Origin of the sequence: Gemmatimonas sp. (assembly GCF_027531815.1) — a bacterium.
GTDB lineage: Bacteria > Gemmatimonadota > Gemmatimonadetes > Gemmatimonadales > Gemmatimonadaceae > Gemmatimonas.
Genome location: NZ_JAPZSK010000010.1, coordinates 220,257 through 241,907, shown reverse-complemented (window position 1 = coordinate 241,907; position 21,651 = coordinate 220,257). Strand labels below are relative to the sequence as shown.

The 21,651-nt window shown below is 67.7% G+C and carries 23 protein-coding genes; 22 read left to right on the top strand and 1 reads right to left on the bottom strand.

All coding sequences use genetic code 11. The annotated features are described in order from the left end of the window. Positions 1-90 precede the first annotated feature (90 nt). From rpsU to rsmA, 13 genes are all read left to right on the top strand, one after another. Complete coding sequence (rpsU, locus tag O9271_RS13720) at positions 91-279, top strand: 30S ribosomal protein S21 (RefSeq protein ID WP_026850684.1); 189 nt, start codon at positions 91-93, stop codon at positions 277-279. Beyond that, a complete protein-coding gene (locus O9271_RS13715; RefSeq protein ID WP_298270723.1) occupies positions 276-740 on the top strand; it encodes a GatB/YqeY domain-containing protein in 465 nt (154 codons plus the stop codon). Before rpsU ends, O9271_RS13715 begins: the two co-directional genes overlap by 4 nt. A gap of 33 nt (positions 741-773) precedes the next feature. Further along, positions 774-3,206: an endonuclease MutS2 gene (locus O9271_RS13710; RefSeq protein ID WP_298270721.1), complete on the top strand. Its 2,433-nt coding sequence runs from the start codon at positions 774-776 to the stop codon at positions 3,204-3,206. A gap of 48 nt (positions 3,207-3,254) precedes the next feature. Next, complete coding sequence (gene dnaG / locus O9271_RS13705; RefSeq protein WP_298270719.1) at positions 3,255-5,222, top strand: DNA primase; 1,968 nt, start codon at positions 3,255-3,257, stop codon at positions 5,220-5,222. A 3-nt stretch (positions 5,223-5,225) separates the two neighbouring features. Further along, the gene (locus O9271_RS13700) at positions 5,226-5,939 is read left to right on the top strand and encodes a hypothetical protein (protein ID WP_298270717.1); all 714 of its coding nucleotides are present in this window, start codon (positions 5,226-5,228) and stop codon (positions 5,937-5,939) included. 77 nt (positions 5,940-6,016) lie between these two features. Beyond that, positions 6,017-7,807: a single-stranded-DNA-specific exonuclease RecJ gene (gene recJ, locus O9271_RS13695; protein ID WP_298270715.1), complete on the top strand. Its 1,791-nt coding sequence runs from the start codon at positions 6,017-6,019 to the stop codon at positions 7,805-7,807. A gap of 5 nt (positions 7,808-7,812) precedes the next feature. Further along, complete coding sequence (gene rsmD / locus O9271_RS13690) at positions 7,813-8,334, top strand: 16S rRNA (guanine(966)-N(2))-methyltransferase RsmD (RefSeq protein WP_298270713.1); 522 nt, start codon at positions 7,813-7,815, stop codon at positions 8,332-8,334. Further along, complete coding sequence (coaD, locus tag O9271_RS13685) at positions 8,331-8,906, top strand: pantetheine-phosphate adenylyltransferase (protein ID WP_298270702.1); 576 nt, start codon at positions 8,331-8,333, stop codon at positions 8,904-8,906. The genes rsmD and coaD overlap by 4 nt, the downstream gene beginning before the upstream one ends. Beyond that, positions 8,903-9,928, top strand: a complete 1,026-nt coding sequence (locus tag O9271_RS13680) for a phosphate acyltransferase (RefSeq protein ID WP_298270699.1) — start codon at positions 8,903-8,905, stop codon at positions 9,926-9,928. The genes coaD and O9271_RS13680 overlap by 4 nt, the downstream gene beginning before the upstream one ends. Positions 9,929-9,949: 21 nt before the next feature. Further along, positions 9,950-10,282, top strand: a complete 333-nt coding sequence (locus tag O9271_RS13675; RefSeq protein ID WP_298270696.1) for an STAS domain-containing protein — start codon at positions 9,950-9,952, stop codon at positions 10,280-10,282. Positions 10,283-10,392: 110 nt separating this feature from the next. Further along, entirely contained in the window at positions 10,393-10,803 is a 411-nt protein-coding gene (locus O9271_RS13670) for an ATP-binding protein (protein ID WP_298270693.1), read from the top strand. Beyond that, positions 10,800-12,434 carry a SpoIIE family protein phosphatase gene (locus tag O9271_RS13665; protein WP_298270690.1) on the top strand — a complete coding sequence of 545 codons (1,635 nt, stop codon included), beginning with the start codon at positions 10,800-10,802 and terminating at the stop codon, positions 12,432-12,434. The genes O9271_RS13670 and O9271_RS13665 overlap by 4 nt, the downstream gene beginning before the upstream one ends. Before the next feature lie 7 nt (positions 12,435-12,441). Continuing rightward, positions 12,442-13,317: a 16S rRNA (adenine(1518)-N(6)/adenine(1519)-N(6))-dimethyltransferase RsmA gene (gene rsmA, locus O9271_RS13660; RefSeq protein ID WP_298270687.1), complete on the top strand. Its 876-nt coding sequence runs from the start codon at positions 12,442-12,444 to the stop codon at positions 13,315-13,317. Here rsmA and O9271_RS13655 read toward each other — a convergent pair whose 3' ends face one another. Continuing rightward, positions 13,318-13,962 (bottom strand): redox-sensing transcriptional repressor Rex, encoded by a 645-nt coding sequence (locus tag O9271_RS13655; RefSeq protein ID WP_298270685.1) that lies wholly within the window; start codon positions 13,960-13,962, stop codon positions 13,318-13,320. Between the two features lie 107 nt (positions 13,963-14,069). Here O9271_RS13655 and O9271_RS13650 point away from each other — a divergent pair, with 107 nt between their 5' ends. The 9 genes from O9271_RS13650 to O9271_RS13610 all read left to right on the top strand — a co-directional run bounded on the left by O9271_RS13650 (position 14,070) and on the right by O9271_RS13610 (position 21,628). Further along, positions 14,070-14,993 (top strand): 3'-5' exonuclease, encoded by a 924-nt coding sequence (locus tag O9271_RS13650; RefSeq protein WP_298270683.1) that lies wholly within the window; start codon positions 14,070-14,072, stop codon positions 14,991-14,993. Then, a complete protein-coding gene (locus O9271_RS13645; protein ID WP_298270680.1) occupies positions 14,990-15,889 on the top strand; it encodes an MBL fold metallo-hydrolase in 900 nt (299 codons plus the stop codon). Before O9271_RS13650 ends, O9271_RS13645 begins: the two co-directional genes overlap by 4 nt. A gap of 228 nt (positions 15,890-16,117) precedes the next feature. After that, the gene (infC, locus tag O9271_RS13640; protein ID WP_343213919.1) at positions 16,118-16,678 is read left to right on the top strand and encodes a translation initiation factor IF-3; all 561 of its coding nucleotides are present in this window, start codon (positions 16,118-16,120) and stop codon (positions 16,676-16,678) included. A gap of 79 nt (positions 16,679-16,757) precedes the next feature. Beyond that, a complete protein-coding gene (gene rpmI, locus O9271_RS13635; RefSeq protein WP_291266561.1) occupies positions 16,758-16,955 on the top strand; it encodes a 50S ribosomal protein L35 in 198 nt (65 codons plus the stop codon). Positions 16,956-16,967: 12 nt separating this feature from the next. Next, complete coding sequence (rplT, locus tag O9271_RS13630; protein ID WP_291261044.1) at positions 16,968-17,339, top strand: 50S ribosomal protein L20; 372 nt, start codon at positions 16,968-16,970, stop codon at positions 17,337-17,339. A 108-nt stretch (positions 17,340-17,447) separates the two neighbouring features. After that, positions 17,448-18,458 (top strand): phenylalanine--tRNA ligase subunit alpha, encoded by a 1,011-nt coding sequence (gene pheS, locus O9271_RS13625; protein WP_298270677.1) that lies wholly within the window; start codon positions 17,448-17,450, stop codon positions 18,456-18,458. Continuing rightward, the gene (gene pheT, locus O9271_RS13620; RefSeq protein WP_298270674.1) at positions 18,455-20,890 is read left to right on the top strand and encodes a phenylalanine--tRNA ligase subunit beta; all 2,436 of its coding nucleotides are present in this window, start codon (positions 18,455-18,457) and stop codon (positions 20,888-20,890) included. The genes pheS and pheT overlap by 4 nt, the downstream gene beginning before the upstream one ends. Next, positions 20,880-21,320 (top strand): hypothetical protein, encoded by a 441-nt coding sequence (locus O9271_RS13615; RefSeq protein WP_298270671.1) that lies wholly within the window; start codon positions 20,880-20,882, stop codon positions 21,318-21,320. The genes pheT and O9271_RS13615 overlap by 11 nt, the downstream gene beginning before the upstream one ends. Then, entirely contained in the window at positions 21,317-21,628 is a 312-nt protein-coding gene (locus O9271_RS13610) for a cell division protein ZapA (protein ID WP_298270668.1), read from the top strand. Before O9271_RS13615 ends, O9271_RS13610 begins: the two co-directional genes overlap by 4 nt. Positions 21,629-21,651 lie beyond the last annotated feature (23 nt).

Below are 21,651 nucleotides of genomic sequence, written 5' to 3'. Positions count from 1 at the left end.
CGTCTAGCATTAGAGGCTGGCCCGAAAAGGGCCGATTTTCTCATTCCTGCACACGTCGCGACGCTGTCGCGATCACAACCGAGGTTCAGTTTGTCGGAAGTCATCATCCACGAGGACGAAAACTTCGAGCGTGCGCTCAAGCGCTTCAAGAAGAAGTGCGAAAAGGCCGGCATCCTGTCCGACCTGCGCAAGCATCGTCATTACGAGAAGCCGTCGGAGCGCCGCAAGCGCAAGATGAACGCGGCTGTCCGTAAGAATCGCCGCACCCGGAACGGGTGAGCAGTCCCGTGGACGCCAGTGGCGGTAGGCTGCTGGCGCAGCTGCAGGGAGATCAGGCGGCCGCCCGGCGGGAACAGCAGAAGGATCGCGTGATGCTGCTTGGCATGATCGTGTCCGAGGTCAGAAATCGCGAGATCGAGCTGCGCCGGGGCGCCACCGACGATGATGTCATCGACGTCATCCGCAAGGGAATCAAGAAACGGCGTGAATCCGTCGAGCTCTATGCCAGGGCGGGTCGCACCGATTTGCGTGACAAGGAGCAGCAGGAGGTCACGCTGCTCGAGGTCTACCTGCCCGCGCAGGTCGACCCCGCCGAAATCCGGGCGGCCGTGCAGCAGGCCATTGCCGCTGGCGCCGCCAACGTGGGTGCGGTCATGGCCCGCGTCATGCCCGCCTTCAAAGGGCGCGTTGATGGCAGTGTCATCAACGCCGTGGTGCGCGAGGAGCTCGCGCGCTCTTAACGCCGGCACGAGCCGGCTCGCCAGCCGGACTTCATGAACGCGCACGCGCTCGGCATTCTCGAGTTTCCTCGCCTTTTGGCGTACGTGGCCGGACGGGCATCGTCGGCCCCCGGGGCGGCGGCGGTGCGGGCACTGGTTCCGCGCACCGACCGCGAATGGATCGAGGCCGAGCACGCGCGGGTGAACGCGGTGCGCGCCCTCCTGGTGTCGGAGCTTGGGTGGCCCACGGAGAGCATCCCCGACCTCGGCGAGGCGCTCAAGCGACTGCGCATTGCGGGGCTCACGTGGACCGCCCTCGAACTGCTGCAGGGGGCCACCCTGTTGCGCTCGTCGCGGCGCATGCGGGAAATGCTGCGCGACCCGCGCCGGCCGGCCATCGTGCTGGCCTACCTCACGAACTACGCGCAAGCCCTCATCGACCTGCGGGCGCAGGAAGAGGCCATTGCGCGCGCCATCAGTGACGATGGCACCGTGCGCGATGACGCCTCACCGGCCCTCCGCCGCGTCCGCCGTGAGCTGCGGCAGGCCGAGGGCGAACTCGTGCGGCTGCTCGAACGCGAGATGGGCAAGCTCGAGACGCATCATCAGGTCAGCGACCTCTCCATCACCATGCGCAACGGCCGCTGGGTCATTCCCATGCGACGCGAGGCCAAGGGATACGTGGGCGGCATCGTGCACGACAGTTCGGGCACGGGTGCGACGATCTTCGTCGAGCCCCCGGTGGCCGTGGAATTCGGGAATCGGGTGCGTGAACTCGAGATCGAGGAGCAACGCGAGGTGGAGCGCGTGCTGCGCGACCTCACCGAGGCACTGCACCCCTATCACGAGGCGATCGGTGCGGCCTTCGATGCACTGGTCGCCCTCGACAGCCTCTATGCGCGGGCGCGTTACAGCCTCGACGCCAACTGCGCTCCTCCCGCCTTCGGCGCCCCCGCCGAGGGGGTGTGTATCGTCGACGGGCGGCATCCCTTGCTGCTCGCCAAGGGCGTCCCCGTCGTGCCCTTCGACCTCACCTTGCACCCCGACGAGCGCACCCTGCTGGTGTCGGGCCCCAACACGGGCGGCAAAACGGTGCTGCTCAAGGCCACCGGGCTGGTGTGCATGATGGCACAGGCCGGTGTACCGGCCCCCGTTGGTGCCATGAGTCGGCTGCCGGTGTTCGACAATGTGCTGGCCGACGTGGGCGACGAGCAGAGCATCGAGGCCAGCCTCTCCACCTTCAGCGCCCACCTCAAGAACCTCGCGGAGATCCTCCAGTCGGCCACCCCGGCATCGCTCGTGCTCATCGACGAGCTGGGCTCGGGGACCGATCCCGCGGAAGGTGCCGCCCTCGGCGGTGCCATTCTCGAGACGCTGACGCGGCGCGGCACGCTCACAATGGCCACCACGCACCTCGGCCAGCTCAAGCTGCTCGCCTCCGATGTGGCAGGCGTGGTCAACGCGTCGCTGCAATTCGATGCGGTCCAGCTGGCGCCAACCTACCGTCTGCTCAAGGGTATCCCCGGACGCAGTTACGGGCTGAGCATTGCGCGCCGTCTGCAGCTGCCCGAAGCGGTCATCGCGCGTGCCGAAGAACGGTTGCCGCAGGGTGAGCGCGACCTGGCGGTGCTCCTCGCCGATGTCGAAGCGCGTGAGGCGCTGCTGGGCGAGCGTGAGCAGCTCGTGCAGCGCGAGAACGAGAAGGCGCGGGCACGCATGGCCGCGGTGAGCGATCGCGAGCAGAAGGTTCGCGAGCAGGAGCGTGACGCGGAGCGGAAGGCGCGCCAGGAAGCGCGACGCTACCTGCTCGACGCGCGCGGACAGGTGGAGCGCGCCATTGCGGAGATCCGGGCACGTGCCGCCAACGCCGCGGCAGATTTCGACGATGCGGCACGCACCACGCGGCGCGCCATTGAGGAGGCGGCCGCTGCCCAGAGCCACGCGCTCGAGGCGGCTGAGCAGCGCGCGGCGCGCGGACGCGCGCGTGCCGAAGCGCGCAAGTCGGGGGCGGCTCCGGTTCCGGTCGCCCGGTCCGCACCATCACGCCCGCTGGCCGCAGGGGATCATGTCCTGGTCTCGACGCTCGGGGACAAGGCCGGGCGCATCGTTTCTGTTCGCGGAGACGAAGCCCGCGTGACCGTGGGGTCGCTGTCGCTGACCGTACCCCTCTCGGCGCTGACACGGACGAAGGCCGCACCAGTGGCCACGTTCAAGCTGGCATTGGGGGACATCGCGGAGGTCGAACCGGTGCGCGAGGTCGATGTGCGCGGGCTGCGCGTGGACGAGGTGGACGATCAGGTGCTGCAGGCCCTTGATGCGGCCATCCGAAATGACCTGCGCGAACTCCGCATCATCCACGGCAAGGGCACCGGGGCGCTCCGCGCGCGTGTCGGCGAAATGCTCAAGAAGGACACCCGCGTCACCGGCTTCCGCCTTGGGGCCTGGAACGAAGGCGGGGACGGCGTCACGGTGGCGGAGCTGGCGTAGAGCCGGTTGATTCGGGTATGCACCAGGCGCATGGGGGGCGTGGGACTCGTGATCGCTGACGAAACTGTGGAACGGGTGCGTCAGGCGGCGGACATCGTCGAGGTGATTGGCGAGTTCGTCCCCCTCAAGCGTTCGGGAGGGACGTGGCGCGGGCCCTGTCCCTTTCACCAGGGGAAGAACGCCAACTTCTCCGTCTCCCCGTCGCACAGCAGCTATCACTGCTTCGTCTGCCACGAAAGCGGTGACGTGTTCACCTTCATCCGCAAGCGTCTCGGTCTCGACTGGCCGTCCGCCGTGAAGTACATCGGTGAGAAGGTGGGGATCGAGGTCGTCGACACCCCGCGTCGGGCGCAGGCGCCCGATCCGAACGCGCCCAACTACGAGGCGCTCGCCGCGGCGGCGGAATGGTTCCAGGGGCAGCTGCGGGACGAGCAGACTGGGCGTGCCGCGCGCGAGTACCTCGAGTCCCGCGCCCTCGACCCGCACGCCTGGCATCGTTTCGGATTGGGGTTTGCCCCGCGTGATCCGCAGGCGCTTCGCCGTCACCTGCACGCGCTCGGGGTGGATGACGCGCGCCAGCTGGAGTGTGGCATCCTCGTGCATCGGGAGGGGGAGGGGGAACCACGCATCCGCTTTCGCGGGCGCGTGATGTTTCCCATACAGGACGAACTCGGCCGCTATGTCGGCTTCGGCGGCCGCGCCATGGGCGACGAGCAGCCGAAGTATCTCAACAGCCCGGAGTCGCCGGTCTTTCAGAAGCGCCGCACGCTGTACGGGCTGCACACGGCGAAGCAGGCCATGCGCCGGGTCTCGCGGGCCATCGTGGTCGAAGGGTATCTCGACGCTATCCGCCTGTCGCTGGCAGGCCTGGAAGAGGTGGTGGCCCCGCTCGGAACGGCGCTCACCGAAGAGCAGGCGCAACTGCTCACCCGGTACACCGCGAACGTGTTCCTCCTGTACGACAGTGACGAGGCCGGCCAGAAGGCCACCTTTCGCTCGGGGTTGGAGCTGCTGCGGGCGCGAGCGTCTGTTCAGGTCGTCAGTCTGCCGGACGGGGAGGACCCCGACAGCTTCGTGCACGAGCACGGCCGGGCGGGGATGGAGGCGCAGTTGGGCAATGCCATCGACCTGTTCGATCGGCAGGTGCAGCTGCTCGAGCGCCGCGGGTGGTTTACCGATCTGCGACATCGCCGAACGGCCATCGACAAGTTGCTCCCCACGATCCGGGCCGCGAAGGAACCGCTCACGCGGGACATGTACCTGGCGCGTCTGGCCGACGTCACGCACGTCGACAAGGGAACGCTGTCGGCCGAGGCCGATGCGCTGCCGGACGCGGGGGGGCGTCGTCATGCGGGTCGACCGGTTGGTGGGGCGGCGTGGGGGGAAGGCGCCGACGAGTCCCTGCGCCAGGGGCCGCCGGGTGACGAGGTGTGGGCGGGGGGCGGGCGTGAGGATGAGCCGGCACCGTTGCCGCCTCCGCCGGCCGAACAGCGCCCTGCATGGACCCCGCGCCGGCGAGGATACAAGCAGGGACCGGAATGGCAGGCCACCACCGTGCCGCCGCGCCCACGACGCGACGAGCCGGTTGAACGGGCGCTGGTGCGCGCCATGATGGTCGAGCGCGGCGTGGCCGAACGTGTCGCGGAGCGGCATCCCCCCGACACCTTCCGTGATCTGGCGTACCGTGAACTGTTCGACGCGCTGCTGCACGCGCCGCTGGAAGACGACCTCGAACAAGTCGCGGAACGCCTGACCTCGGAGACCTTGCGGGTCTTGCGTGAACTCACAGAGGCAGGCGCCTTCGATGTCGTCGCCGCCGACATCGGTCTCAGTCTCTCCAAGCTCGACGTGCGCGTGCTGGAACGGCGGGTCGATGAATTGCGTGTGGCCATGCGCGGGGCCACCCGCGAGGAGCACGACACGTTGATGCGGGAACGGCTGGAGCTGGAAGCGGAGATTCGACGACTGATGCCGATGCGCTCCCCGCGTGGTCGGCCGAAAGCTGGGGGGACGTGACCCGTGGTGCACGGTGATCTCGAGGCGCTGCTCGCGGTGCAGGCCCATGATGACAGGATCCGCGACATTGAAGCCCGGCGCGATGCCCTTGCGCCTCGGCTGACCTTGCTGGACGCGACGCAGAAGCGGGCGGTCGAAGAGGTCGCGCGCACGGAGGCGGCGCTCGAACGCGAACTGACCCGTCAGCGCCTGCTCGATCGGCGTCTGGCCGAAACACGAACGCTGCACGAGCGTGCCGCGGCGGAGCTGGCGGCGGCGGAACGACTGCAGGATGCCACGACGGCGGCGGCGCGCGTGGAGGCCACGCGTCGGGCACTGACCGATGGCGAGAGCGAGGCACTCACGATGGCGCGCCGGGTAACCGATCTGCGCACCGCCCTGTCGGCGCATCGCGAAGTACTGGCGCAAGTCAGTGTTGATCAGGGAGCCGCGCGCGACGAGTTGGAGCGCCAGCGTGCCAGCATCGATGCCGAACTCGCTACCGAGCGCGCCCGCCGACAGCTCGCCACATCCGCGGTGACGGTGGGCCTGCTGGCCAAGTATGAACGGGTCGCGGCACGACGCCGCGCGGCCGCACTGATCGAGGTTCGCGAGAATTGCTGCAGTGCGTGCGACACGGCCATTCCCCTGCAGCGCCGTGCGATCATGTCCACCGGTACGGTGATCGAACCCTGCGAAGAGTGCGGCGTGTTGCTGTACCAGCGCGCCAGCGCCTGAGCGCTGCGCGCGAATCCCCGCCGCGCTCCCGCCTCTCGCTCCTGCCCCTCGCTCGAGCGTCGGCGTAGATTGCCAGTGTGTCTGCTCCCCCATCACTCGGCGCGTCCGTGAGCGCCTTGGCCAAGGTCACCGCCTCGTCGCCGGGCGTGGCGCCGTTGCGCCCGGCGGCCCGCTGGGTGCCTGTTGCGGCTCCCGCACCCGACACCGTCGCTCGGCTGCAGCAGGAACTCCTGCTGCCTGCCGACGTGTGTCGGCTGCTTGCCGCGCGCGGATATGCGGCCCCTGACGCGGCGAAGCGGTTCCTGCGCCCGCGACTCGACCATGTCGAAGCGCCCGGGGTCTTGCACGATGCCGCGCGCGCCGTGGCGCGCATGGCCGACGCGGTACGCCGACAGGAGGTCATCTTCGTGCACGGCGATTACGACGTGGACGGGATGTCGTCGACGGCGCTGCTTACTCGCGTGCTGCGCGGATGCGGTGCCCGCCACGTGGTGCCCTTCGTGCCCAATCGCCTGACCGACGGATATGACCTGGGCGCGGCTGGCGTGGCCGCCGCGCGGGCAGCGAGGGCGACGCTGGTCGTGACCTGCGACTGCGGCACGAGCGCGCATGGCGCCGTGGACGACCTGATGCGCGGCGGGGTGGATGTCATCGTCACCGATCACCACCTCCCGGGACACGGTATGCCGCCGGCGTATGCGGTGTGCAACCCGCGTCACCCTGCCTGCGCGTCGAGCGACAAGGATCTCGCGGCAGTGGGCGTTGCCTTCAAGCTGGCATTGGCGCTCTGCGAGACGCTGGGCGTGCCTGTGTCACTGGCGCACCGTCAGCTCGATCTGGTGGCGCTCGCAACGATTGCCGACGTGGCTCCCCTGCGCGGTGAGAATCGCGTGCTCGTGCGCTACGGGTTGAAGCTGCTGGCCGAGACCACCCACCCCGGGTTGCGGGCGCTCATCCGGTCGTCAGGGCTCGAAGGCAAGGCGCTCACCGCCGGGCGCGTCGGCTTCGTGCTGGCGCCGCGGCTCAACGCTGCGGGGCGCATTGCCGATGCCAAGCTCGGGCTGCGTCTGTTGCTGGCCGAGCGCGAGGACGAAGCCAACGCGATCGCGCGCGAACTGGAAGAGCTCAATCGCGCGCGCCAGGAACTCGATCGGGCGGTACTCGACGACGCCCTGCGTCAGGTCGAGCAGCCGGTGGCGCGCGACCGGTTTGCGCATGTCCTCCATCGGGAGGGCTGGCATGCGGGGGTCATCGGGATCGTGGCCTCGCGCATTGTGGAGCAGACGGCACGACCGGCGGTCCTCGTGGCGGTCGAGCACGGGGTGGGGAAGGGCTCCGGGCGCTCCATCAGCGCTTTCGATCTGCACGCGGCCCTCGGCGAGTGCGCCGATCTGTTTCAGCGCTACGGCGGGCACCGGGCAGCGGCCGGCCTGACCATGGACGCGAGGCAGTTGCCGGCGTTCGTCGAGCGATTCGATGAAGTGGCGAAGCGGCAGCTCACCGTCGACGATCTCGTCCCGGTGTTGCGCGTGGACCTCGACGTACCGCTCGATGACATTGGCGAGGATCTCGAGAAGCTGCTCCGTCACTTCGAACCGTTCGGTGTGGGCAACCCGGCCCCGGTCTTTCGTGCCACGGGCGCGCGACTCGCCTGCGCACCGCGCAAGATCGGCAGCGACGGACTCAAGTTCCTCGTCGAATCCCGGCGCGGTGACCTGGAAGCGGTGGGGTGGGGCATGGCCGAGCGAGCGGGCGGCTTCGATGTCGCCCGGGCCTTCGATCTGGTCTTCAAGCTCGAGCGCGATGAATATCGCGGCGTGTCGCGGCTCCAACTGCGCGTGGCGGACGTTCGCCATCCAGGAGAATAGGCGGCATGCGCATCATTGCCGGCCGCTGGAAGGGGCGTCGTCTCGCGGCCCCCCCCGGAGATCTGGTGCGTCCCACAGCGGACCGGGTGCGCGAAGCGTGGATGAGCATGGTGCATCCGCTGCTGCCCGACGCGCGGGTCCTCGACCTGTGTTCCGGAAGCGGCGCCCTTGGGCTCGAGAGCCTCTCGAGGGGGGCGGCACACTGCGATTTCGTCGAGCAGGCGCCACGTGCCCTCAAGGTGCTTCAGGCAAACCTCGACGCGTTGGGCGGGCACAGCGGTGCCGTCATCCACCGGGGCGAAGCGGTTCATTTCGTTGAACATCTGCGCCCGGGCAGCTACGACGTGGCGTTCGCCGACCCACCGTACGCCAGCGACACGGCCCGCCGACTGGCCGAGCAATGGCTCGCCGTCCCTTTCGCTGCCGTGTTCGCTGTTGAACATTCGTCATCGGTGGCACTTCCGACCATGGGAGAGACCCGACGATATGGGACAACCGCCCTGACCTTTTTCCGCCTCGACTCGTGAACCTCGACACGGCCGTTCCGGCCGACCGCGATCGTCCGCGCGGCCCGCTCGTCGCGCTGTACGCCGGCTCCTTCGATCCGGTCACCCACGGGCACGAAGATCTGATCAAGCGAACGCTGACGTTCGCCGATCACCTCATCGTGGCGGTCGCCAACAACATGAACAAGCAACCGCTCTTCACGGTTGACGAGCGCATGGCCTTCATCCACGAGTGCACCAATGGCGATCCGCGCATCCAGGTGCGGTCGTTCAGGGGCTTGCTCGTCGAGTTCGCCCGGGAGGTGGGTGCGCGCGTCAATGTGCGAGGGCTGCGCGCGGTCAGCGACTTCGAGTACGAGTTTCAGATTGCCCTCATGAATCGGCACCTCTATCCCGACCTCGAGACCGTCTTCATGACCCCGTCGCTCGACACCACGTACATCAGCTCGAGCATGGTGCGGGAAGTGGCCAAGTTCGGTGGCGACGTCTCGGGATTGGTACATCCGATCGTGGGGCAGGCGCTTGTGACGCGCTATCGTGAACAGGGATTCGGGCAAGCAGCCCCGCCGTCGCCCAGTGGTCCGGTGGCATGAGCGATCGAGCGGAGTCTGCCGCGCCGACCCATGCGGCGAGTGACTTTCTGGCGTCACTGCATCGGCGGGCGGCGCCAGCGCGTCGGACCATTCTGTTCCCGGAAGCCACGGATCCGCGCACGGCATCGGCGGTCCATCGGCTGCACCAGTTGGGGAGTGTCACGCCGGTGCTGGTTCGCCGAGGCGACGCCCCGACAGGCGTCGTTCCGGCCGGTGCCGTCATCGTGGATCCGCTGGAGGATCCGCGAGGAGCGGCGGTGGTGGAACACCTGCTGGCGCGGCGCGGCAGCCGCGGTCTGATGCGGGAGGATGCCGAACGGCTGGCCCGTGACCCACTCTACTTCGCCGACTGTCTCGTGGCACTCGGCGAAGCTGATGGCTGTGTGGCTGGTGCGGTACACACCACGGCTGACGTTCTGCGCGCCGCCCTGTGGACCATCGGTGCGGCCCGCGGCGTGAGAACCGTGTCGTCCGCCTTCTACCTGTGTGTACCGCCGTTTCGCGGGAACGAGGGCGAAGTCCTCACGTATACCGATTGTGCCGTGGTCCCCGACCCAACGGCGCGGCAATTGGCCGACATTGCGTTGGCGGCGGCAGCCGATCGTCGGCGCATCGTAGGCGACGAACCCCGCGTCGCGTTCCTGTCCTACAGCACCATGGGGAGCGCCGACGGTCCGTCGGTAAGCAAGGTGCGGGAAGCGGTGGCGATCGTGCGCGCGGAGGCGCCGGAACTCGTCGTTTCCGGTGAGTTGCAGGTCGATGCCGCGCTCATCCCGGAACTGGCTCGCCGCAAGGCATCCGGAGAACCGGCCGCGGGGGTGGCCAATGTGCTGGTCTTCCCCTCCCTCGATGCCGGCAATATCGCCTACAAGCTCACGCAGCGACTGGGCCATGGCATTGCCATCGGCCCCATCCTGCAGGGACTCGCCAAACCGTGCAGTGACTTGTCTCGGGGGGCGACAGCCGACGACATTGTGCATGTGGCGGCGGTGACGGCCCTGCAGGCCGCCGTAACTCCGTAGTCCCTCACTCCCGAGCCAGGCATGAGCTTCGCACTTTCTCGTACAGACGACACCGTGGTGGTCACGGTGGAGGGTCAGCTCGTCGTGACGAACCGGCAGGAGTTCAAGCAGGCCGTCCTCGATGCCGCGGATCAGGGGGCTCGCCTGGTGGTGGTGGACTTCAGCCATTCCGGCTACATCGATAGCTCGGGGCTCGGTGCGCTCGTTTCCCTGAGCCGCCGACTGCGGGAAGGCGGTGGTGACCTGCGGCTGGTCGGGCTCAACGAAGACCTCCGGACGCTCTTCGAACTCACGCGGCTCGACGCCCTCTTTCCGCTGTACGCCACGCTGGCTGACGCACTCGGGGGCCGCTGAGGTCAGTGGCGACGCGCGCACCTCACCGCAGCACCGGTATCCGGCATGAGCGGCGTCACGATCCAGCCACGGCCTCGGCTTCGCCGGTCCGCAGTGGGGGAGGGGCGCGCATGATGCGGCAGTGGACGCTCACGTCCGAGCTCGGCCACATCGGGCCGGTGGTGGAGGCGATCGTCGCCATGTGCCACGACGCCGGGTTCTCGCCGCGGCACTGTCGGCTCAACGTACCGGTCGCCGTAACCGAAGTGCTGGCCAATGCCATGATGCGGGGGAATGCCGGCATGGAGGAGCGACAGGTACTCGTGGTGGTCGCGCTGGTTGCCGACGAGTTGGTGGTTGACGTGACGGATGAGGGTGACGGGTTCGACTTCGAGCTCGTTGCACGCACCCCGGATGACGAGGGGTGGCTCGATCGGGAGGACGGACGGGGGCTGTTTCTCATGCGCCAGCTCATGGATCTGGTCGAGAATCATCGCCTCGACGCCGGACATCGCGTTCGCCTGGTCCTGCGCCGTACATGACAGAGGTCGCCGCCCTCCTGGCCGCATTCCGCGAGGCCACCGGGCGAGAGGCCGCCATCTGGGAGCGCCGCGAGGGATCCGTGACGCCCTCTCTGCTTGGCGCCTCGTCCGCGGCATTTGGTCAACGCACGGTAGCCGGCGCCACCGCCTGGGATGTCGCCACGTGGGCGCGCTCCCACGCGCTGCACGCGCAGTTGGTGACCACTGGCGACAGTGTCGGATGGCTCTTCGTTGAGCCGGGGCACGCGGCCGACGCCGATCGCCTGCTCGGACGTCTTCTACCCGTGGTGCGGCGCCTCACGCGTGAGCGCGATGGCGCTACGCGCGAGCTCGTTGAGCGGTACGAAGAGATCAATCTGCTGTACGCCATTGGCGAGTTGCTCGGGAGCTCGACCTCCGTCGAGACGATCGCCGACACCCTGCTGGTCGAACTGGCCACCACGGTGGGGGCTAGGCGGGCGGTCTTCCTGCAGACCGATCGGCAACTGGGGGCGCTCGTTCCCATTGCCACCATGGGCCTGGGCGATCGTTCGTATGCGCCGGTGCCCCTCGATCATCCGGAGCACATTGCGGTCCGTGCCTTCCGGTCTGGCAGCGCTTGCACCGAAGACGGGCTGGCGGCCGCCGCCGGCGATCCGATCCTGGCTGGGCAGGGCGCGCCGTTGCTGGCGGTCGCGATTACACGCCCCAGCACCGGCGTGGGCATCACCGGGACCTTCGCCGTGCCGACACGGCGCGGGAACGAAGGCGGCACCATTCCGCTGGGCGTCCTCGTACTGGGCGGACGCGATCACGGGGCGCCGTTCACCGCCGGTGACCGCAAGCTGGCGGTTGCCGTGGGCACGCAGCTGGGCACGGCCATGCACAACGTATCGCTGGTGCGCGCAGCCGTGGAGCGACAGCAGATGGCGCGTGAGATGAAGCTGGCCAACGAGTTGCAGCTCAAGCTCTTGCCAAATCCACGCGTGGTGCTCCCCGAGGCTCGGGCCGCGGCCCGCGTAGTCGCGGCGGAGAGCGTCGGCGGCGATTTCTTCCTGCTGGCGCGTCTCGACCAGGCGCGCACGGGGGTGCTGATCGGCGATGTCTCGGGGCATGGCTACCAGTCGGCTCTCATCATGGCGCTGGCCCTCAGTGCCGCCGGCATTCATATGCAGGCCGCGTTCGATCCCTCGATTGCTCTCGAGGCGGTGCAGCGCAGCCTGCGGGATGAGCTGGAGAGTACCGAGATGTCCATCTCCATGTGCTATGCGGTCATCGACACCCGAGCGGGTGAATTGCGCTACGCCAACGCCGGCCACCCCCATGCGTTCGCCATGAGCGCCGACGGGACATGCACCAGGCTGGGGGCGGTCACGCCGCCGTTGGGCTGGTGCGAGGATACCATTGAAGAGAGCGTCATGACCTGGAAGCCGGGGAACCGGCTGGTGTTCTTCACCGACGGGGTAGTCGACGCGCGCAACGAGGCGGGGGACCGACTCACGGAGGAGGCGGTGCTGGCGACGCTTGTCCAAGTGCCGCGGGAGGCGACCCCGGACGACATCCTCTCACGCGTATTCACCCATCTGGAGACCCACGTGGGCCACACACCGCTGCGCGATGACTGTACGGTAGTCGTGGTGGATCGCCCGTGAGGCGGGCGTGAGCCGCCCGACCTCAGGCGGGGGGCGTCGACCACGAGGGCCCGGCGCCACACCGCGTCCGCCCTCGCAGCTGCCCGCGCCCCGGAAGCGATTCGGACAGCATTTCCTGCACGATACAAGGGTGCTCGACGCCATTGCCGACGCGCTCGGCGATGTGTCCCAGCGCACGGTGGTCGAGATCGGTCCCGGCCGAGGCGCGCTCACCGACCGTCTCGTGGAGCGGGCCGGCCGTCTCGTGGCAATCGAGGTGGACCGGGATCTCGTGCAGCACCTGCGTGCCCGGTACAGCGGGCGGGCCAATGTGGAAATCATCGAAGGTGATGTCCTCGCAACGAATCTCGGCGAAGTCGCCGGTGGGCCCTTCGTGCTTGCAGGTAATGTTCCGTATTACATTACCACCCCTATCATATTCCATGCGTTGGCGTTACCTCGTCCCGACGTCGCGGTTTACCTTGTTCAGAAGGAGGTGGCCGACCGCATGGCCGCCCCGCCCGGTGACAAGATCTATGGTGCGCTGAGTGCCAACCTGCAGGCCTTTGTCCAAGTCGAACTGCTGCGCAAAGTGCCGCCGGGGTCGTTCAATCCACCGCCGGCCGTGGACAGTGCCGTGGTGCGGGTGACGCCGAACGACGCCGTGGTTGTCCCGCGTCAAATGGAAGCGCGGTATCGCAGTTTTGTGCTCGCGGCATTCGGCCTGCGGCGCAAGCAGCTGCTTCGCGTGGTTCGGACCGTGGGGGCGCTCGACGCTGAGCGGGCGCTTGCGGTCGTGCACGCGGCGGGGCTTGATCCGGCGGCGCGCCCGGAAACCCTTGGCCCCGCCCAGTTTTCGGCGCTGGTTCAGGCGCTGGCCGCGTCAGCGGCCAGCAACGGCTGATCAGGCCGCACCTTCGTCGAGGTAGCCGGGGTTGGAGAGCGCGAACGAGAGGCCTTCCAACTCCATCGCCATGTTCACGCTCTTGAGGTTCACGTGCGCTGGCACGGTGATCTGCGCCGGCGCAAAGTTGAGAATGGCGCGGACGCCAGCGGCCACCAGCCGATCGACAACGGCTTGCGCGCCCTCGGCCGGGATTGCCAGGACGGCAATGGGGGCATCGAGGCGGGCCAGGTCTTCTTCAAGCGCGTCCATGGGGCGCACGATGGATTCTCCCCACGGCTGTCCCACTTTGGCCGGGTCGTTGTCATAGACCCCGCTCACGGTGAATCCACGCTGACGGAAGCCGCGGTAATTGGCGAGCGCCGCGCCGATCTTGCCGGCGCCGATAATGAGCACCCGCCACTCTCGCTGCAGCCCCAGAATCTCCCGCAGGTGGGCCGTGAGCTCATGCACGGGGTAGCCAAGGCCGCGCTTGCCGAACGACCCGAAGAACGACAGATCCTTGCGCACCTGCGCCGGCGTGGTGCCGCACAGGTGAGCCAGTTCGTCGCTGGACGCAGTTTGCTGGCCGCGCGTATCCAGATCCTCCAGATATCGGAGGTACATCGAGAGCCGGCGGACGGTTGATTCGGCGATGCGTTTCACGTAGGAGCGCGAGAGCTTGTGAAAATCTTCACAAAGATAGGGGAAACGTAGGAGGTCGCCCGCACCAAAACCAGCGGGGCACGTGGTCCTGTTGCTATCTTGTGCCGGTGAGTGCCCCTCTCCCCCCATTCGGCGCGACGGTTGCGCCGCGCCCCACCACGCTCTCTGCGCGTGCCGGGCATCTGCTGGCGGCAGGGCCGCTCGACGTGGTGACGCTCATGTGTCGGGTCTGTCAGGTGCAGCGGCTGCACCCTGAGGCAGCCGAGCGGATGGCCCTGGCTCTTCTTGGCGGCAAGCCCGAGTTTCAGCGGCTCCCCAGCGGTCACTGGGCGCTGTCAGCGCACGGGAGCGCTCCTGGGGCAGGGGCGAGTCCCGCCGCGCCTCGGCTCGCGGACATCGCCTTTGCGGTCGTCGATGTGGAAACCACCGGCACGCAGGCCGCGAGCGGCGACCGCATTACCGAGATCGCCATCGTACAGGTGCGGGGCGGGGACGTGGCCGAGGTGTTCAGTCGGCTCGTCAACCCAGGTCGGCCCATTCCCCCGTATATTACGGCGTTGACGCAGATCAGCTGGGACATGGTGCGCGATCAGCCGCCGTTCGCCGAGATTGCCCCCCTGGTGATGGAGCGTCTCGCCGGGGCGGTGTTCGTGGCGCACAACGCCGCCTTCGACTGGCGTTTCGTGGGGGAGGAGTTGCGCCGGGGGGCCGGGCACGTGCTGTCCGGGCCCCGCCTCTGTACCGTGCGACTCGCGCGCAAGCTGCTCCCCGACCTGCCAAGACGGTCGCTTGATCACCTTACGCGCTACTTCGGCATCGAGATCGAGGCGCGCCACCGCGCCGCCGGCGACGCCCTGGCCACGGCGCATGCCCTCTGCCGCATGCTGCGTGTTGCGGAACAGGAGGGGTATCACACGTGGCACGATCTGGAGCAGCTGCTCGCCCCGTCGTCGGTACGCCGCGCTGTCTCTGCCCGGGATCGCCGCCGCCGTGCCTTTCCGCTTCCTGCCAGTGAGGACAACATCGCGTGAACGACCGGTTACCCGCGGGGTTTCCCGCGCCCCTGCTCGAAACGCGCACCGTCGGCCGTCTGACCGTACACGCCATCCAGGCGGGCGGGCAGCAACTCGACGGCGGGGCCATGTTCGGTGTGGTTCCCAAGACGCTCTGGTCGCGGCGTCTGGAGGCGGATGAGAAGAACCGTATCCCGCTGGGGATGCGCTGCCTGCTCATCGAACACGATGACGGGCTGTTGCTGCTCGATACCGGATTGGGGAACAAGGAAAACGCCAAGTTCCACGACATCTACGGTGTCGAGAACCGGGGGGAAGACGATCGGACCGCCCTCGAAGATGGACTTCGCGCCGCCGGGTTCACCGCGGACGACGTTTCGCTGGTCATCAACACGCATCTGCACTTCGATCATGCTGGTGGCAACAGCTGGCGCGCGCCGTCCGGTGAGGTGCTGCCGACGTTTCGCAGGGCGCGCTACCTCGTGCAGGCGGGCGAGCTCGACTATGCCGAGCACACAAACGAGCGCACGGCCGCGAGCTATTTCCCCGCCAACTGGCATCCCGTGGTGGTTGCCGGGCAGCTCGACGTCGTGCGGGGGGAGCAGGAGGTGCGGCCCGGCATCACCGTGCGTCCGACCCCCGGGCATACGCCGCACCATCAGAGCGTGATCATCCGATCAGGTGGGGAGACGCTGTGCTTTCTGGGTGACCTGATCCCCACAAGCCATCACCTGCCACTGCCGTGGATTATGGGGTACGATGTGGAGCCGCTGGTGACACTCGAGTCCAAGCGGGCGCTATTGGCCCAGGCGCTGCGCGAAGAGTGGTTGCTGGTATTCGAGCATGACGCCCACGTGGGTTTCGGGCGTTTGGCCCACGACGGCAAGTCGTACCACCTGGTCGCGGCAGGCTGAGGGGCGGGGGGTTGACCTTCGCCGCGGCCTGTCTAGCTTTCACCTGTTGTTGTTGCACCACACATTCGAGAAGCGGATCGGCATCGATGCCGCTCCCACCCTTCGGCCCTCGTTTCCGGCATCGGCTCGGCGAGGTGTGCTGCTGGAGTCCATCGGAACGGCCGGCAAGGCACGTGCACGCGAGGTGCGCGCGTCTTTGCTTATGGGCGTGATCGACGCGGGCTCCAAATCGGGGTCCGCGTTTCTGTTTCTTCTACCGGAGTACGCACTATTCAGGATTCGACGAAGCGTCCGCCACGGGTGAACCGGCAAATCCGGATCAGTCCTGTCCGCGTGATCGGTGCCGATGGCAGCCAGCTGGGAATCCTCGAAGTGGACGCCGCACTGTCCATGGCGCAGGAGCTTGGGCTCGATCTCGTTGAAGTGGCGGCGGCGGCTCGGCCTCCCGTGGTCCGCATCATGGACTACGGCAAGTTCAAGTTCGAACAGGCCAAGCAAGCCCGACTCGCGAAGAAGAAGCAGCACGTGATCCATCTCAAGGAGGTCAAGTACCGCCCTGGGATCGACGATCACGACTTCGACACGAAGACCCGCCATGCGCGGCGCTTCCTCGAAGAGGGCAACAAGGTGAAGGTGACGCTCATGTTCCGCGGCCGTCAGATCGCCCACCCCGAGCTGGGCAAGGCGGTGGTCGAACGGGTCTCGCAGGAACTCGCCGACCTCGCGAAGGTCGAGAGCGCCCCCACCATGGAAGGGAAGTCGATGACGATGATTCTCGCGCCGAAATGATCACCGGCCGGTGATCGGCGCCTGATTCGAGAACACACCGCCCCACATGGTGGCGGTTGACCGCTGACGTGAGCAAATCATGCCGAAGATGAAGACCCACAGCGGCGCCAAGAAGCGCTTCTCCGTGACGGGATCGGGGAAGGTGCGGCGCCTGAAGGCGTACAAGAGCCACATCCTGACCAAGAAGGACGCCAAGCGGAAGCGCAATCTCCGTCGCCCGGCGATCGTCGAAACGAACGGCGAAGTCAAGCGCATCAAGCGTCTCATCCTGGCCTGAGGAACTTCCACTATGCCACGCGTCAAGTCCAACGTCGTTCGTCTCAAGCGCAAGAAGCAGATCCTCAAGCACGCCAAGGGCGCCTTCGGTGGCCGCTCGAAGTTGTGGAAGGCCGCCAAGGAAACCGTGGAGCGCGGCTGGCGCTACGCGTACCGCGACCGCAAGAACAAGAAGCGCGACTTCCGCCGTTTGTGGATCATTCGTATCAACGCGGCGGCGCGCCTGCACGACATGTCGTACAGCGCCTTCATCAGTGGCCTGCATGCAGCCGGCCTCGAAGTCGATCGCAAGGTGCTCGCCGATCTCGCCGTGCGTGAGCCCGAGGCGTTCGCCGCAATCGCCGAACAGGCGCGTAAGGCCCTGGAAGCCAAGGCCGCCGCGTAAGCACGCCGCTTCACACTCGGCACGCCACACGCTGGGCCGTGCGCGTTAAATTGAAGGGCCGGCGTCGAAAGATGCCGGCCCTTCGTGCTCCCGTTTCCCATTCCTGTCGTGATCATCTCCGATTACCTCGCCCAGGCCGACGCCCTCGCGCAGGAGTGCCGCGCGCTGCTCGACGGGCTCGAGCCCGGCACGCGGCTCGACGTCGCCAAGGGCCAGCTCAACGCGCTCAAGGACCAGCGCCTCGAGGCGCTGCAAGCGGCGCTGCGCGCCCTGCCGGCCGAGGATCGGCGGACCGCAGGCGCCGCCTTCAACGCGCTCAAGTCGTCCATTCAGGACGCCCTCGACGGCTTTGCGGCACAAATGACAGCGCGGGGCGCGGGCGCGTTCTTCGACGGATCCATGCCGGCCCGTCTCCCATGGCGCGGATCGCTGCATCCGGTCACGCTGGTCATTGACGAGATTTGCGACATCTTCCGCGAGCTGGGCTTCACCGTGGCCCTCGGCCCCGAAGCCGAAACGGAATGGTACAATTTCGGTGCGCTCAACTTTCCCCCCGACCATCCGGCGATGGAGCTGCACGATACGCTCTATCTTGGGGACGACACCCTGTTGCGCACGCACACGTCGCCCGTGCAGGTGCGGACGTTGCAGCGCTTCGCGCCGCCGGTGCGCGTGCTGGCACCCGGGCAGGTGTATCGCCGCGATTTCTTCGATGCCACTCACGCCCCTGCCTTCATGCAGCTCGAAGGACTCGCCGTTGACGAGGGCATCAGCTTTGTCGATCTCAAGGCGACGCTCGCAGAGTTCGCGCGGCGCTTCTACGGGGCCACGCGGCGTGTGCGCTTTGGCCCGTCGTACTTTCCGTTTGTCGAACCTGGCGCCCAAATGGATGTCGAGGTCGATCTCGGTGACGGCAAGGGGCTGCGTTGGGTGGAAATCCTGGGATGCGGCATGGTGCACCCCAACGTCCTCGATGCGGCCGGGGTGGACAGTGAACGCTTCACCGGGTGGGCATTCGGCATGGGGCCTGCCCGCATCGCCATGTCGCGCTATGGCGTCAACGACATCCGTACGCTGTACGATTCCGACATCCGCTTTCTGGAGCAGTTTGCTCGATGATCGTTTCGCACGAGTGGATCAAGCAGTTCGTCGCGCACGAACTCTCCGCCCCGGACGTCGGCGAGACCCTCAGCCGTCATTGCGTCACCCTCGACCGCATCGAAATGCTGGGGGCGCATCTCTCGGCGTTCGTGGTGGCGCAGGTGGTCGAGGCCGGTCGGCACCCCAATTCCGATCATCTGTGGGTCACCAAGGTCGATGATGGCAGCGGCACCCTCCTCGACGTGGTCTGCGGCGCGCCCAACGTGGTGGCAGGGCACAAGTATCCCTTCGCGCGCTCCGGCACGGTCATGCCCGGAGGGCTCAAGATCGAGAAGCGAAAGATCCGGGGCGAAACGTCGAACGGCATGCTGTGCTCGGCCCGCGAACTGGGGCTGGGTGACGAGCACAACGGCATCCTGACGCTCGATACGGAGGCGGCGCCCGGTTCTCCGCTGCTCGACGTGCTGGCCCTCGCCGATGCCCGCCTCGATCTCGATGTGCTGCCGAATCGTCCCGACCTGCTGTCGCACCTTGGCGTGGCGCGCGAAGTGAGTGCCATTACCGGGGTACCGCTGGGCGCGGTGCCGGCAGAGCTGAGCGCCCCCCCGTCGTCGCTTGTCGCCAAGACGGGAGTCGCGGCGGTGCAGGGGGAGTACGCCGCGGTGCGTGTGGAGGACGCACGCGCCTGCCCGCGCTATGTGGCCGTGATCATCAAGGGCGTCTCGGTGGGGCCAAGCCCCGCTTGGCTCACGCAGCGCCTCGAGGCGATCGGTGCCCGGAGCATCAGCAACATCGTCGACGCCACCAACTACGTGCTGCACGGTTTCGGACAGCCGGTGCACGCCTTTGACCTGGCCACGCTGGCGGAGCGCCAGATCGTGGTGCGCGCCACGCGCGCTGAAGAGCGTATCGTCACGCTGGACGGCACCGATCGCCCGCTGGCGACGGATACCGTCTGCATCTGCGATGCGGACGCGCCGGTGGCACTTGCCGGCGTCATGGGTGGACAGCGCAGCGAAGTCACCGCATCCACGACCGACGTCCTGCTCGAAGTCGCGGTCTTCGAGCCGCGGTTCGTGCGGGCAGTTCGCAAGGCGGTGGGGCTCAATACCGATGCCAGCTATCGCTACGAGCGAGGCATCGACGCGGGCAACACCCAGGACGTGGCCCGTTTGGCGGCGGCGCTCATCACGCAGGTGGCCGGTGGTGAGGTCGTCGAGGTGCTCGACGTGGGAGCGGCACCAGTCGCGAGAGCGGCAGTGTCGCTGCGTCCCGCCAGGCTGGCACGCCTCCTTGGCATGACCGTTCCGGTTACCGAGATCACGCGGCATCTCGAAGCGCTCGGGTGCATCGTCGCCGGCGATGGTGACACGCTCGCCGTCCAGCCGCCGTCGTGGCGGCATGATCTGCTGCTCGAGGTGGACCTGATCGAGGAAGTGGCTCGGCTGGTGGGGTTTGACGCGCTCCCGGACGAGTTGCGACCGTTCCGACCCGGATCGGCGCCGGATCATCCGATGCACCTCGCCTCTCGTCGGGTGCGCGATGTGCTCGTGGCCGCGGGGCTTGCCGAAGCCCGACCCATGCCCTTCACCGCCACGGGTGACGAGGCGTCGCCGCGGGTTCGCAATCCGCTGGCGGAGGATGAGCCGTTTCTTCGGGCATCGATCCTCGACACGCTGGCCCGTCGGGCCGAGTACAACCTGTCGCGCATGCAGGGTAACCTGCGCCTCTTTGAAATCGGCAACGTGTTTCTGCCTCGAGCCGCCCGACTGCCGCGGGAGGAGCTACGTATGGGGGCGCTGCTCATGGGCACGCGCCGTCCGGCGCACTTCACCGAGCCGGCGCCGCCCGCCTTCGACGCCTGGGACGCGAAGGCGTTGGCCGAGAGCGCAGCGCGTGCCGCCTTCCCCGGGCGTACGGTGCGCATGGTGGCGGTAGAGGGAACGCCCGCCTGGCAGGTGGAGGTCGATGGGCGCGGCACCGTTGGTATGGTGCAGGCGGTCACGCTCGATCGTCCCGCGTGGGCGACCGAGGCCTGGGGCGTGGAACTGTCCCTCGGGGTGCTCTCCTCCGAGGATGTGGCTCCGCATGGCACGCACGCGCATGCCCCCGCCGAGCGGGAGGGTGGCGCCACCATCACGGTTCGTGTGTCACCGCTTCCCACGACACCAGCCGCCGAGTTCGACGTGGCCTTGCTGGTCCCCGATGCCCTGGCGGCGGCGACGGTCGAGCACGCCATCGTCACGGCAGGAGGCGAATTGCTGGAGCAGGTGCAGCTCTTCGATGAGTTCCGCGGTGCGGGCATTCCGGCCGGTATGCGCAGTCTGGCGTGGCGGCTGACCTGGCGGCATCCGGAGCGCACGCTGCGCGACAAGGAGATCGAAGGGCGACGGGCCCGTCTGCTGGAGCTGCTCGAAAAGGACCTGGGGGTCCGTCCGCGTGCGACCTGAGACCGCCGCGTTTCGCGAGCTGGACACGCTCGTCCGCAACCTCAGTGACCAGTTGGCGGGATTCCGCCGTCGGGCACTGGCAGCGGAGTCGCGTACCCGCGAACTCGAGCAGATCCTGGCCGGCATGACCGGCAAGCTGGACGAGGTGCGCCAGCAGATGGAGGACACCCAGGCATCCCGGGACGCGGCGGTGGTGCAGGCGAAAACGCTCGAGGCACAACTCGCGGCCGCCCGCGGGGAGGTGCAGCGCGTGCAGGCCGCCGTTGCCGAGCTATCGGCCAAGGCCACCCCCGAGGCGAGAGACCAGGAGCTTGCCCGCGAAAATGAGCGACTGAAGGCCCGGCTTGGGGAGGCGCGCGAGAAGGCGACGCAGCTGAGCGAAAAGGTGCGATTCCTGCGCCAGCAGATCGGACTGGGGGCCGACCGATGATCGAGCCCAAATCGGTGGTCAAGGTTCGCATCATGGGCGAGGAGTACACGTTGCGAACAGAGGCCTCGCCCGAACATACCCGCCTGGTGGCGGAGCATGTGGATCGGACGATTCGCACCATTCTCAGCGGCAGCTCGACCATGGAGACCCACAAGGCGGCCATTCTGGCTGCGCTGCAGTTGACCGACGAACTCTTTCGGGAACGGTCGGCGATCGATGGATTGACCGCTGATCTACGCCAGCTGGCCTCCGATATCCGGCCGCTGCTGCCCCCTGCCAAGCGCGGCGAGGAACCGGGGGCCGCCTAGCGGGTGGGCCTGTTGCGGGCCCT

What these genes read in the sequence shown, in the direction of transcription:
- O9271_RS13710 (WP_298270721.1), top strand. Translation starts at nt 774, where the DNA reads ATGAACGCGCACGCGCTCGGCATTCTCGAGTTTCCTCGCCTTTTGGCG.
- rsmD (WP_298270713.1), top strand. Translation starts at nt 7,813, where the DNA reads ATGCGCATCATTGCCGGCCGCTGGAAGGGGCGTCGTCTCGCGGCCCCC.
- O9271_RS13680 (WP_298270699.1), top strand. Translation starts at nt 8,903, where the DNA reads ATGAGCGATCGAGCGGAGTCTGCCGCGCCGACCCATGCGGCGAGTGAC.
- O9271_RS13675 (WP_298270696.1), top strand. Translation starts at nt 9,950, where the DNA reads ATGAGCTTCGCACTTTCTCGTACAGACGACACCGTGGTGGTCACGGTG.
- O9271_RS13670 (WP_298270693.1), top strand. Translation starts at nt 10,393, where the DNA reads ATGATGCGGCAGTGGACGCTCACGTCCGAGCTCGGCCACATCGGGCCG.
- O9271_RS13665 (WP_298270690.1), top strand. Translation starts at nt 10,800, where the DNA reads ATGACAGAGGTCGCCGCCCTCCTGGCCGCATTCCGCGAGGCCACCGGG.
- rpmI (WP_291266561.1), top strand. Translation starts at nt 16,758, where the DNA reads ATGCCGAAGATGAAGACCCACAGCGGCGCCAAGAAGCGCTTCTCCGTG.
- rplT (WP_291261044.1), top strand. Translation starts at nt 16,968, where the DNA reads ATGCCACGCGTCAAGTCCAACGTCGTTCGTCTCAAGCGCAAGAAGCAG.
- pheT (WP_298270674.1), top strand. Translation starts at nt 18,455, where the DNA reads ATGATCGTTTCGCACGAGTGGATCAAGCAGTTCGTCGCGCACGAACTC.
- O9271_RS13610 (WP_298270668.1), top strand. Translation starts at nt 21,317, where the DNA reads ATGATCGAGCCCAAATCGGTGGTCAAGGTTCGCATCATGGGCGAGGAG.